Origin of the sequence: Mangrovibacterium marinum (assembly GCF_003046625.1) — a bacterium.
Taxonomy (GTDB): domain Bacteria; phylum Bacteroidota; class Bacteroidia; order Bacteroidales; family Prolixibacteraceae; genus Mangrovibacterium; species Mangrovibacterium marinum.
In genome coordinates this window covers 1-12,917 of record NZ_QAAD01000041.1, presented here as the reverse complement: position 1 = coordinate 12,917, position 12,917 = coordinate 1, and the positions used below count along the sequence as shown (strand labels likewise).

At 48.9% G+C, this 12,917-nt stretch carries 10 protein-coding genes; 3 read left to right on the top strand and 7 right to left on the bottom strand.

Features of this window, described 5'->3' with window-relative positions; all coding sequences use genetic code 11:
- Positions 1 to 1,497: 1,497 nt before the first annotated feature.
- The 4 genes from C8N47_RS18380 to C8N47_RS18365 all read right to left on the bottom strand — a co-directional run bounded on the left by C8N47_RS18380 (position 1,498) and on the right by C8N47_RS18365 (position 5,836).
- On the bottom strand, positions 1,498 to 1,974 hold the full coding sequence (locus tag C8N47_RS18380; RefSeq protein WP_107824041.1) for a hypothetical protein: 477 nt from the start codon (positions 1,972 to 1,974) through the stop codon (positions 1,498 to 1,500).
- 126 nt (positions 1,975 to 2,100) lie between these two features.
- Positions 2,101 to 3,555 (bottom strand): arylsulfatase, encoded by a 1,455-nt coding sequence (locus tag C8N47_RS18375; protein WP_107824040.1) that lies wholly within the window; start codon positions 3,553 to 3,555, stop codon positions 2,101 to 2,103.
- Between the two features lie 75 nt (positions 3,556 to 3,630).
- Entirely contained in the window at positions 3,631 to 4,218 is a 588-nt protein-coding gene (locus C8N47_RS18370; protein WP_107824039.1) for an indolepyruvate oxidoreductase subunit beta, read from the bottom strand.
- Between the two features lie 4 nt (positions 4,219 to 4,222).
- On the bottom strand, positions 4,223 to 5,836 hold the full coding sequence (locus C8N47_RS18365) for a ferredoxin family protein (protein WP_107824038.1): 1,614 nt from the start codon (positions 5,834 to 5,836) through the stop codon (positions 4,223 to 4,225).
- Positions 5,837 to 5,990: 154 nt separating this feature from the next.
- Here C8N47_RS18365 and C8N47_RS18360 point away from each other — a divergent pair, with 154 nt between their 5' ends.
- The gene (locus C8N47_RS18360) at positions 5,991 to 7,334 is read left to right on the top strand and encodes a sodium:solute symporter family protein (RefSeq protein WP_170111448.1); all 1,344 of its coding nucleotides are present in this window, start codon (positions 5,991 to 5,993) and stop codon (positions 7,332 to 7,334) included.
- Positions 7,335 to 7,697: 363 nt separating this feature from the next.
- On the opposite strand, the gene rny is transcribed toward C8N47_RS18360, so the two are convergent.
- The 3 genes from rny to C8N47_RS18345 all read right to left on the bottom strand — a co-directional run bounded on the left by rny (position 7,698) and on the right by C8N47_RS18345 (position 9,965).
- Positions 7,698 to 9,248, bottom strand: coding sequence for a ribonuclease Y (gene rny / locus C8N47_RS18355; protein ID WP_107824036.1), 1,551 nt, complete (start codon positions 9,246 to 9,248; stop codon positions 7,698 to 7,700).
- A gap of 108 nt (positions 9,249 to 9,356) precedes the next feature.
- Positions 9,357 to 9,656 (bottom strand): cell division protein ZapA, encoded by a 300-nt coding sequence (locus tag C8N47_RS18350; RefSeq protein WP_107824035.1) that lies wholly within the window; start codon positions 9,654 to 9,656, stop codon positions 9,357 to 9,359.
- 15 nt (positions 9,657 to 9,671) lie between these two features.
- Complete coding sequence (locus tag C8N47_RS18345) at positions 9,672 to 9,965, bottom strand: hypothetical protein (RefSeq protein ID WP_107824034.1); 294 nt, start codon at positions 9,963 to 9,965, stop codon at positions 9,672 to 9,674.
- 218 nt (positions 9,966 to 10,183) lie between these two features.
- On the opposite strand from C8N47_RS18345, the gene C8N47_RS18340 reads away from it, so the two are divergent.
- A complete protein-coding gene (locus tag C8N47_RS18340) occupies positions 10,184 to 11,893 on the top strand; it encodes a M23 family metallopeptidase (protein ID WP_107824033.1) in 1,710 nt (569 codons plus the stop codon).
- A gap of 303 nt (positions 11,894 to 12,196) precedes the next feature.
- Entirely contained in the window at positions 12,197 to 12,841 is a 645-nt protein-coding gene (locus C8N47_RS18335) for a methyltransferase family protein (RefSeq protein ID WP_107824032.1), read from the top strand.
- Positions 12,842 to 12,917: the final 76 nt, after the last annotated feature.

The following is a 12,917-nucleotide window of genomic DNA, read 5'->3' as shown; positions in this document are numbered from 1 at the left end:
CGCTCAATGATTCTTGGGAATTCTTCGACAGGATTCATAGTAGAAAATTTTATTGGTACGTAGATACCGCAAGTTAATTCACTTTCATTCCTGTTGGTGATTCCCGGGAATCATGTAGGTTTTTTCTGAAAGTCTTACCACCCAAAGGAGCTAAGCCACAATGTCGATCAAGGTTTTGAATAGATGTGGGACAACAACCCGAAAACTTATGAAAACAACGACAACAGCATAATCGAAAACTACTACACTTTCATTCCTGTTGGTGATTCCCGGGAATCATGTAGGTTTTTTCTGAAAGTCTCTTTTTCGACGCTTAAACGAGTGTTCCGTCAATTCTAATTTGTATAAAAGAGGATATTTTGTCCTACCGGACGGGTTTTCATCTTTGGCTTGCCCCAAAGACGAAACAGAAAACGCAAGGCTTATTTTTATCTTCAGGTGTCAGCTCCCGAAAGCTAAGTTCAGCCGGGTGATCTCCTTCTGTCGGCGGAGCTTCCCGGATTCACTAAGCTTCCGGTTCGCCTCTCACCATCGATAAAAAGTAGGCCGGTCCCGCTCCGAGCGAGCTTCCGTCTTCTCTTAAATGCCTTCTACTGTCTTCCACCACTTTCATCCCTTTTGCTGATTCCCCGGAATCATGAAGTTTTTTATGAAAGTCTTACCCCCCAGAGGCACTAAGCCGCATTGGCAATAACTGGTTTTGATTAGATGTAGACCGACAACCCGACAACTATTGAAAACAACGACAACAGCATCGTTGAAAAAATCCGAAACTTTCATCCCTGTTGGTGATTTCCGGGAATCATGTAGGTTTTTTCTGAAAGTCTCTTTTTCGACGCTTAAACGAGTGTTCCGTCAATTCTAATTTGTATAAAAGAGGATATTTTGTCCTACCGGACGGGTTTTCATCTTTGGCTTGCCCCAAAGACGAAACAGAAAACGCAAGGCTTATTTTTATCTTCAGGTGTCAGCTCCCGAAAGCTAAGTTCAGCCGGGTGATCTCCTTCTGTCGGCGGAGCTTCCCGGATTCACTAAGCTTCCGGTTCACCTCTCACCATCGATAAAAAGTAGGCCGATCCCGCTCCGAGCGAGCTTCCGTCTTCTCTTAAATGCCTTCTGCTGTCTTCCACCACTTTCATCCCTGTTGGTGATTCCCCGGAATCATCTGTGTTTTTTTTTCTTAGTCCAAACGCTGAAACGCCCGGCTGGCGTGTCCCCGAGGCATGTTGCCCCCTCCACGAGCTACCGGCCCCCTCCCATCGGGCAGAGTTTTGATCCCATCGGGCTGGTAATGCTGTCCATCGGGCAGGTTTTTGAGTTAATTGGCATCGGGAAGCCTCCCATTGGCCGGATTTCTGAATTAATTGGCTGCGGAAGCCGTCCCATTGGCCGGATTTCGGCTTCAACCGGCCGGGGGAACCGTCCACAGTGCCGCCTAAGGCCGTTCGTGCGAATGGCTGAGCTGCCCCGAAGCAACTGGCAGGTTGCCGTTCGCTTTCAACTTTTTAAGTATTCCATGTCGTCCTGATAGTCGAATTGAAGGTCTTCGTGCAATTTGGAGATGGTTGTTTCAATCTTCTTCACCTGGCGGGCAAACATATTGCGGATGATGGGACTGGTACTCATCGGAATTTTTTCGGTTCGCATCATGCGGCAAAAGTAGATCAGCAATTCCACTTCGGTCGTTTTCACGCCCGAGTAGCGAATGGCCTGCGTGGTATCTTTCAGTATTTTTCGCAAGCTCTTTTTGATGAGGTAACCACTGCGCCGGTTCATCGCCTTGAAGCCGGCATCAATCTCCGCCTTCACGCTTTCAATAAAAGCAGCCTCATCTTCCGACTCGAACAACAGGTAAGTCAGCAGCTCCTTGTTGTCTTTTTTGAAGCGGGCCATCCGCAAACAGAGCTCCTGCAATTGTTGCGGCGGGTAGTTCTTCAATTCTTCCCGGATTTCTTTGATTGATCGGCTTTCCATAGTCGAAAGAAACTAAAAAATAAGCGACTGACAAAGTCATCAGTCGCCGTATACAGTTGCCTCTGTATGCTCACTGGACCAATCATCCGGCAATACAACTATCCGGAGATCCGGTTAACCAGCAAGCTATTCAGTTGTTGAATGTCCCGCCATACCAAAAGGAAATTCAGCCGATTCGGTGCGGGCAGCCCACAGAATTTGAGTCATCTCCTCGACGATCTCCGGGTACTGATCGGCCAGGTTGTGCTCCTCGCCGGGATCGTTTGCCAAATCGTACAACTCGTGCGTTTGCTGCTCGGGGTCAGAAACCTTGTACGACACGTATTTCCAGTCGCCCTGGCGGATGGCCTGTCGACCGTCATTCTCGTGAAACTCCCAATACAGATAGTCATGTTTCTTTTGACCGGGCTGGCTCAATAAAGTTGGAAGAAAAGAAATTCCCTGAATATTAGTCGGCTTTTCGGCGCCAACCAAATCGGCTACTGTTGGCATCACATCCCAGAAAGCCGAAATCAGGTCGCTTGTCGTGCCTGCGGCAACATGTCCCGGCCAACGAACAAGCATCGGCTCGCGAATGCCCCCTTCGTACAAATCGCGCTTGTATCCGCGCAAAGGGCCATTACTGTCGAAATAATCCGGATCAGCTCCTCCCTCGCGGTGCGGCCCATTGTCGGACGAAAAGATGACAATCGTATTCTCATCGATGTCGAGCTCCTTCAACTTAGCCATAAGCTCGCCCACCTGATTGTCGAGTACAGCAACCATGGCGGCAAAAGCGGCATGACATTCAGCTTGCGAGCCATAGCCACCTTTGCGAAATCGCGGGTGTCCGTAGTCGGCACCTTCATACGATTTCTCGGGATCGTATTTACCACGAAACTGAGCTAAATCTGCTTCCGGCAGCTTCAACTCGGCATGCGGAATCACCGAGGGATAGAACAAAAAGAAACTGGTATCCTTATTGGCCTCCAAAAACTGCATCGCTTGCTGGTGAATCAACTCCGGAGCATAATCGCCAAACTGATTGTCGATATTACCGGCCAATTCCACCTTGGTCTGGTTATCCCAAAGGTGGCCCGGAAAGTAGTTATGAGCCAGCGTTTGGCAGTTGTAGCCATAAAACTGATCGAAGCCCTGCTTGTTGGGATCTCCGTCGGTATCGATAAAACCCAGGCCCCACTTTCCGAAAGCGCCGGTTACATAGCCGCTTTGTTTCAACAGCTCGGCCACGGTAAACGACTCGGCCGGCAGCGGAATCTGGCCTTCCGGCTTCACGCCGATATTGCCACGGATGGGCGTAAATCCGGTGGTCTGCCCGGTCAACAAGGTCGAACGCGAAGGAGCACAAACCGCACAACCCGCATAGTGGTTGGTAAAACGCATTCCCTCCCGGGCTAGCTGATCGATATGTGGAGTTTGAAATTTCTGCTGGCCGTAGCAACTCAGGTCTCCGTAGCCTAAATCATCGGCCAGGATGTAGATGATGTTGGGCTTTTGAGCTGCTTTTTCTTTTGTAGCCGTGTTTTGGCACGCAGCAAGCGCCGCTAAGGCTGCCAGTCCGGCGAGATAGTGTGTTTTCATTTTAGTTTGAATTGAGTAGTACCGTAAAAGTAGAAAAGATATCGGCACTTACCCCATTTTTCAGTCTGAAATACACTATACAGCCGGTTGTTTTGCAACGAAAGCCCGGCCTGCATCGAAGGCCTCCAGGTTTTGCTGAACCAGCTGTTCGCCTTTTGTGCGAAACAGTTCGCATATTCCTGTTTTCAACGAATCGGCTTGCAGGGGAATGTAATCGGACAAAGCACCAAGCATAATCATATTCAGTGCTTTCGGGTTGCAAAGTTGATGGGTGATCACTCCGCCATCGACCAGGATGTGGCGTGGCAGTCGCTTTATTTCGGTCCACAATTCCTCGACCGGCGGGTAGTTCGGCAGGTTCAAATAAGGTTCCATATTACTGATCAGCACACCATAAGTATGCAGGAACGGCAGTTGGCGCAGCGCTTCCATGGGTTCCAGCCCGAGCAGGATGTCGGCCTGTCCGTGATGAATCAGATCGGCACATACCTCGTGGTCGGCCAGACGCAAGTGGGCAACCACTGCCCCGCCTCGCTGGCTCATGCCATGCGTCTCGGCTTGCTTAACCCACAAGCCTTCGAGCATAGCTGCATTACTCAATATGGCCGCAACCGACAAAATTCCCTGACCGCCGACACCAGCTAAAATGATATCCTTTTTCATCGTTTCAGTTTTTTGCTTGTTTTTGTTTCTCCTGCCGCCGACGACGGGTAGCTTTCTGCAAACACTCGCGTCGTGGAATAACCACTGACAGGCCGTCGTATTCAATTTCTTCCTGATAAATTCGAATCATGTCTTCCTGATTTTTATGTAGCGGTGTAAACACCCGAATGTGTGCCGGATCAACACCAAGCCCTTCGCATATCGCCTCAAGTTTGCCCAGTCCTGCGGGCTGTTGTCCTCCGGTCATCGCCACACATTGATTGTCAGAAATTACCACCACCATATTGGTATGTTCATTCACCGCATCCAGCAGGCCCGTCATGCCCGAGTGGGTGAAGGTTGAATCGCCGATGAAAGCTACCGCCGGGAAAAAACCGGCATCGGCAGCTCCTTTGGCCATGGTGATCGACGCCCCCATATCGACACAGGAGTAGATTCCCTGGTAAGGAGGCAGAGCGGCCAGCGCGTAGCAACCAATATCGGAGAAAATATGACCAGCACCGTATCCGGCAACAACCTCCTGCAAAGCCTCAAAAGCATCTACGTGCCCACAGCCCCGGCAAAACGAGGGTGGCCGGGGAACAACCACCTCGGGCACCGGATAAGGTGCCGGGTAGGTTATTTGGAGGGCTCGCCCCACCTGGTCGCTGGTCAGCTCGCCATAACGCGGCAACCAGCCATCGAGTTTTCCGTGCACCGGTTTCCCGGCAGCAAAGAATCCGCGAAGCTGCTCTTCCACCATCGGGTAGCCTTCTTCAATGACCAGCAGCTCGTCGCATTCGGCTTCCAGCTTTTCCAGTAAGTTTCGCGGGAGCGGATACTGACCAATTTTCACCCGCGGCCAGGGAATCTCCCGGCCGACGAACACTTCGCGGAAATAGTTCCAGCCCAAACCGCAACACACGATTCCCAGATGTCGATGAACGCCTGCTTCCTGAAAATTATAAGATGATTGTTCGGAAAGCGCCTCCATACGATGCTGCTTTTCGAGCAAACCCACATAGTTCTTCCGGGCGAAGATGGGCAGCAACAAGAATTGCTTCAGGTTTTGCGGCAAATGTAATTCGTGGGGGTGCACCGACTGGCGAAGGCTAACCGCAGCACGCGAATGCGACAGGCGGGTTGTCAGCCGCAACATCACCGGCAGCTGCAATTGTTCCGATAGCTTGAAGGCGGTGTAACACATATCGTAGGCTTCCTGCTGATTCGAGGGTTCCAAAACCGGAATCATGGCAAAACGCCCGTAGTAGCGTGAATCCTGTTCATTTTGCGACGAATGCATTCCGGGGTCATCGGCTACGGCCAGCACCAAACCGCCGTTCACCCCGGTAATGGCCGAGTTGATAAAAGCATCGGCAGCCACATTCAGCCCAACCTGTTTCATGCAAACCAATGCCCGGCGCCCGGCATAGCTCATGCCCAGTGCCGTTTCGTAAGCTGTCTTCTCGTTTGCTGACCACTGTCGGTGAACGGCCCGTTCTTCAGCCGTTGGACTGTGCTGTATATACTCCATAATTTCGGTTGAGGGGGTTCCCGGATAGGCATAAGCTCCGGAAATACCCGCGTCGATAGCAGCCTGCGCTACTGCTTCATTTCCAAGGAACAGATGGCGTTTCATAAGCGTTGCGGTTAGGTTCCATTAAACTTACGAAGAATTGCGGCCTTATACAATGCCTTTTATCAGCCGTGCAACAATGAGCGGTAATGAGCGACAAAAACAATTCTATTGTTATTTTTGTGCCTCGCCCCTTGTTGGCTTAAGCAATAGCATCATGAAAGTAACCATACTCATCGTTTACGGACTTGTTCTCCTGATCATCGGCGTTTTATCGGCTCTGAAAATAAAAAGCCCATCGGACTATTTTGTTGGTGGAAAGCGAAATGGAGTATTTCAGATCTCAGGAAGCTTGCTGGCTTCCATCCTTGGTGGTTCAGCTATTCTGGGCTCGGTAAACCTGGCCATACACCAAATGTGGGCTGCTGCCTGGTACTTGCTGGCGGCTTCTGCAGGGCTCTGGATCCTGTTTCCACTGGTTCGCAAAGTGAGCCAATACGGTAAATTCACGCTCACCGACATGCTTGGGCGGTTTTACGGCAATACGGCCCGCAAATCAGCGTCGGTTATCATTCCCTTGGCCTGGACCGGCATTGTTGCGGCACAGATTATTGCGGCTGCCAAAATCCTGTTCAGCCTGTTTGCCCTGCCCTACACCGACGGAGTGATTATCTCCTCAGCAGTTTTCATCATCTACACCTTAATCGGAGGTCAGATTTCCATTCTGAAAACCGACTTTATACAGGCTATTATTATCCTGGCTGGCATAATTTGCTCGGCCATCTTTCTATCGTTTACCGCTGGTACGCATACCAGTCCGATAGCCGAAAGCTTCCCGTTTAATTCGGGCTTCCAGGCAACTGATCTGCTGATCTTATTCCTCACCTTTTCGACCACCTTTGTGGTTGGCCCCGATATTTATTCCCGGGTGTTCTGCGCCCGCGATGAGCGGACTGCCCGGCGAAGTATCGCTGTTGTAGCCGGGATTCTTATTCCCTTCGCCTTCGGATTGACCTATCTGGGTGTTTTCGCGGTTGACAACCTCTCGACCGAACAGCTTAGCCACTCGGTTGTTTTAGTTGATTTAATCGCCCAATTTCTGCCCGAATGGGTGCTTGGATTGATGGCGGCCGCCCTGTTGTCAGCTGTGCTCTCCTCGGCCGACACCACCTTGCTGACAGCCTCGATGATGGTCAGCGAATTGTTTCATGAGGACATCGACAACCGCAGATCGCTCAACACCACGCGGCTGTTCATCGTCTTGATCGGGATGGCGAGCATGCTGATTGCGCTTCAAATCACGTCGATTATTGGAACCTTGCTGCTGGCGCTGGCCTTTTACTCGGGGGCTTTCATTGTACCGATTATTGCCGCCCTGGCCAATCTGAAGGTGAACAAAAGCCTGAGCATTGTAGCCATGCTTGGCGGTGGGTTGATGGCGCTAAGCGGTAAAATACTGGTTTCGAACTACCACAACAGCTGGGCCAACTGGATGATTGTAGGAGCCTTTGTGTTGAATTTCGTGATTCTTCGGATTCCCGAAAGACGCAAGTCGAATTAATGCACCACTCCCCCTTTGCTTACCTGTAGCGGCAAGGAGGGCTTACCCCTGCAAAGACTACCCTCCCAGAGAGCTAGAAACAGCTTCCAGGTCAGCGTTGCTCAGTAATCTGTACTTTAGCAAATCGATAAATAGGGCTCCAACGAAACAAAAACACGTGTTATAAAAGGGCAACAGCACGAAGATAAAAAGCAGAATGCGTAGCAGCCATCCCGTTGTTATTGTTTTCACAAGTTGTCGGGTTGTCGTTCCACCTGTAGTCAAAAACAGTTATTGGCATTGCAACTTAGTGCCTCTGCATAGTAAGACGTTCATAAAAAAAGCCCGCCGAAGCGAGCTTTCTATTTTGATTTTCAAGTTGACTTATTTTGCATAGTTCACCGCACGCGTTTCGCGGATCACTGTAATCTTGATCTGTCCCGGATAAGTCATCTCATCCTGAATGTGCTTGGCAATATCGTACGACAGCTGTTCGGTTTCCTTATCCGAAATTTTATCGCTACCAACAATAACGCGCAACTCGCGACCGGCCTGGATTGCATAGGTTTTCAATACACCAGGATAAGAAAGCGCCAAATCTTCCAGAGCTTTCAAACGCTTAATGTACGATTCAACCACCTCGCGACGGGCACCGGGGCGGGCTCCTGAAATCGCATCACAAACCTGTACGATGGGCGCCAGCAACGATTGCATTTCCACTTCGTCGTGGTGAGCACCAATGGCGTTGCAGATATCGGGTTTTTCTTTGAACTTCTCGGCAAGTTTCATACCCAGCACTGCGTGTGGCAATTCCGGCTCATCATCGGGCACTTTACCAATATCGTGCAACAGACCGGCCCGTTTTGCCCACTTGGGATTCAAGCCTAACTCGGACGCCATGATGGCACAAAGATTAGCCACCTCGCGCGAGTGTTGCAGCAGGTTTTGACCATACGATGAACGGTATTTCATTTTACCGATCAGGCGAATCAACTCGGGATGCAAGCCGTGAATTCCCAGGTCGATGGTTGTGCGTTTACCGGTTTCGATGATTTCTTCTTCAATTTGCTTTCTCACCTTACCAACAACCTCTTCGATACGGGCCGGGTGAATACGGCCATCGGTTACCAGTTGGTGAAGTGCCAGACGGGCAATTTCGCGACGTACCGGATCGAAACCTGAAAGTACAATGGCTTCCGGGGTATCATCAACGATAATTTCGACCCCTGTTGCAGCTTCCAAAGCACGAATGTTACGTCCTTCGCGACCAATAATCCGCCCTTTGATTTCATCACTTTCGATGTGAAAAATAGTCACTGCATTCTCGATGGCTGTTTCGGTAGCAACCCGTTGAATGGTTTTCACCACCACCTTTTTAGCTTCCTTGTTAGCCGTTTGCTTAGCCTCTTCCATGATCTCGTTAATGTACGACATGGCTTCGGTCTGGGCTTCGTTTTTCAACGACTCCACCAACTGCGACTTGGCTTCTTCGGCCGACAAACCGGAAATGGCTTCCAGTTGCTCCACCTTTTGGCGGTGCACTTTGTCCAACTCTTCTTCCTTTTGCTGCACCAGATTAATCTGAGCGGTCAGGTTCTCGCGGATGGTTTCCACGTTGCGCTTTTCGCTCTCAAACTCTTTGACCGTACGCTGAAATTCGTTTTTACCTTGCAGAAAGGTTGCTTCTTTCTGCTTCATCTTATTCTCGAGATTCGCAATCTTGCTGTTTTTCTCGTTGATGTACTTTTCGTGTTCCGCTTTCAGTTGCAAAAATTTCTCTTTTGCCTGAAGGATTTTATCCTTCTTGATTACCTCACCTTCAGCTTCGGCTTCGCTGAGTATTTTACGTTTCTTACCATTAATGGCTTTATCCCACAAGAAGTAGGATAAAACAGCACCGAGTAAGAAACCAGAAATTGCGTATAGTATTCCCATTTTTCTAAATATTACAGATAATTAAAATGAAAGCCCACTAATCGATTTACTTTCAGCTACGAAATATAGCTGAAAATAAACCAATAGCGGGCTATCGATATATTGTTTTTATTCGTTTAATGACAAAAAGTCGCTCAGTTGCTCGTCCAATAATCGAATTTCCTCAACGATCGGCGATTCATCGCCTTGCTCTTCCAGTTCCAGGTTTTTCAGAACAAACTGAAAGGCGGTCATGGCCAAAAAATCCTGCGAATCCTGATTGACATACTTCTTTTTGTACTCCAGAATGATGTCGTTAATCATCTTTGCAGCTTTCCGAATTCTCGCCTCTTCGTCCTCGTTTCGGTCTATTTTCAACGGATAAATTCGTCCGTTGATATTAATATTTATTGAAAGCTTATCTGTCATCTTTCCATGTATCGACTACACATTCAACTGAGCAATACACTTATCAATTTCCCGCACTATTTTATTGATGCGTTGCTTTACCAGTTTGCTATCTTCGTCGCCCACTGACAAAGCTTTCGCGATCTTCAGATCGTTATACTTTTTAACCAGTTCCTCATTTTCACTTTTCAAGCCGGCAATTGTTTGCTCCATTTCAGCTATTTTCGCTGCCATCACCTGCCGTTCTTCCTTCAGGCTGGTATGGCGTTTGATCAGAAGCCTTAACTTTGCCTTAAAATCGTCCAGTAAAAGTTGGTCTTCCCCGGTCATTTTAGTAAACTTTCCCGGACAAAAATAATATTTTTGCCCAATTCGTTCTACGAAGATAAGTTTATTTGTTGAATAGCATAGAGCCTGAAAAAAATGTTATCAACAGTCCTTGTCAGCAGCCGGCGCAAGACCTGCAAAAACATTAAAAGGATCAATTGGTTAGGCGTACTTAGCGATCTTGACATCCATAAAGAACAACAATTACAATATTACATTTTATGAAATGTTTCCTTTTTACATTACTGCTTTTTCTAATCAACCGCCCTTATACACCAACCATAAAGGCCGATTATTTTGCAGCTCCGGTGAAAATTCCGATGCTGCTGGCCGGTAATTTCGGCGAGCTTCGCAGCAATCACTTCCACTCGGGCATCGACATCAAAACACAAGGAAAAACGGGCATACCGGTTTATGCACCCGCCGAAGGAACGCTCTCGCGCATAAAAATATCCCCCTGGGGATTCGGCACAGCACTTTACATCGACCACCCAAACGGCTACACCACTGTTTACGGGCACCTGAGTGCGCTGCGGGACGATCTGGCCAAATACGCACGTGACCTTCAATACCGCAACCGATCGTTCGAACTGGATCAGTCGGTACCAGCAGGCAAATTTCGGTTTAAACAGGGTGAATTAATTGCTTACAGCGGGAACAGTGGCAGCTCCGGCGGCCCGCATCTGCACTTCGAGATTCGCGACAGCAAAACCCAAAATCCGATCAACCCACTGCTGTTCAACTTTGCCATCCGCGACTCGAAAGCCCCCAAGCTGATGTCGGTAATGCTGTACCCCCTGTCAAAGGGTGCGCACATCAATGGCAGCAGCAGCCAAAAGCCCATCGATCTGGTGATGTTCGATGGTGCCTACCATTTAAAAAGCAATCCTACAATTACGGCCGGTGGCGAAATCGGTTTTGGCATCATGGGGCTCGACTATCTGGACGGGAGCTGGAGCAAATGTGGTATTTATGAAATCAGCCTCTCGGTTAACGGAAAACTGATTTATAACTTCAAGCTGAATGAGATTAGCTTCAGCCAAAGCCGCTACATTAATAGTTACATCGACTATACTTATCTGAAAAATAATCGCCGGCGCTACCAAAAGAACTGGATTGAAGAGGGCAACCAACTCAACAACTACCTGGTGCGCGAAAACGAGGGCAAGCTTGCCATTGAAGCGGGTAAGGATTACGAAATCAGCTACCTGGTGAAGGACGTTTACGGGAATACGAGCCGACTACAATTTACCGTGCACGGCCAGGCGCCTATTGCACCGGCAGCGAGTCCGCGGGGCATTCCGGTGTACCATGCCACCGAGTTTAAGCTTCAACAGCCCAACGTGCAGGCCATCATGAAAGCGGGCACCTTCTATTCCGACTTTCAACTGGACTATAAAGAATTGCCGTCGGCGAAGGATCTGTTCAGCAAACGCATACAACTGCACGAGCCGGATGTTCCGGTACATCAGGCCTACAAGCTCCGCATCAAGGCTGAAAGTCTCCCGGATCAACTTAAATCGAAGGCTTTGCTGGTGGCTATCGACCCCAAAACCGGAAAGAAATCCAGCATGGGCGGACAATACAGCAACGGCTGGGTTGAAAGTCAGGTTCGGCAGCTGGGGACTTTTGCCATTGCAACCGACACCGAAGCACCAAGCATAACTCCGCTCAATATTAAAAACCACAGTTCGCTGACCGATCGCCGCAAAGTGAGTTTCAAAATCATGGATGACCTCTCGGGTGTGGACAGCTACCAAGGCGAAATTGACGGACAGTGGGTGCTATTTGAGTACGATGGTAAAAATAACCTGATTGAGTATTATTTTGATGAAACACGCCTTCAGCTTGGCAAAAGCCACCAGCTAAAGCTAAGGGTTAACGATGGTGCAGGCAACCAAAGTACCTACCAGGCAAAGTTCTACCGATAGAAATACGGCAAGCTAAAAATGGCGGTTTTGGGAGACTCCCGAAGCCGCCATTTTCAGTAACTCCAAGCCCGTTCATCAAAAGACGTCGTTATGGTTGGGACGATATCCCGACAACCAAGAAAGCCGGACAACCGAAGCTCCAAAAACCTTCGACCTTCATCCCGGGTGAAAATTCCGTCGGAAGCAGAAGGCTTTTCTGCTAAAATTTCTTCTCCAAACAGCTTTACTTTCAATTTAATTTGAGAAATTTAGGGAACACGCTCCTGGCAGGCAACGCATCGATGACAACTTAAAATCTGAACAATGGATCCATCATCACTCAAAGAGCTTGTTTACGCATTTCAAAAGAGCCGAATTTTACTGACCGGTTTCGAGCTTGATATTTTCACGCAAATTGACGAGTCGGGAGCCACAAGCGAACAGCTCGCTGTAAAATTGCAAGTAGACCATCATGCTTGCGACCGTTTACTAAATGCGTTAGCCTCATTAGGTTTTCTGGAGAAACACAACCAGCGATTTTTTAACACAGCTGACAGTTTCAACTTGCTATCGCGAAAAGGGTCCCAATACCAGGGAGGGCTGATGCACTCGAATCATCTGTGGGACAGCTGGAGCCAGCTGACAACGGTCGTCGAATCAGGCGTTCCGGCGCATAGCACGCAGATCAATGTCCGTGGGCAGGATTGGCTTTCGGCCTTTATCACCGCCATGCACGACCGGGCAATCAAACAAGCTCCGCAGCAATTGGCCCATCTTGACCTGGCCGACGTCAAAACAGTATTGGATGTTGGCGGCGGCTCGGGTGCTTATTCCATGGAACTTATCCGGAAAAAGCCGGAGATCAGCGCAACCGTATTCGACTTGCCGAACGTAGTGCCAATCACCAATGAATTTATTCGAAAAGAAGGTTTCCGGGAGAAAATTAAAACGTATCCGTCTCCACGATAACGTATAGGCTTTCGGGATTATTCTTTCGATTTTCACATCCTTGATGTTTCACAAAAAAAAGGATGTACTATGATTT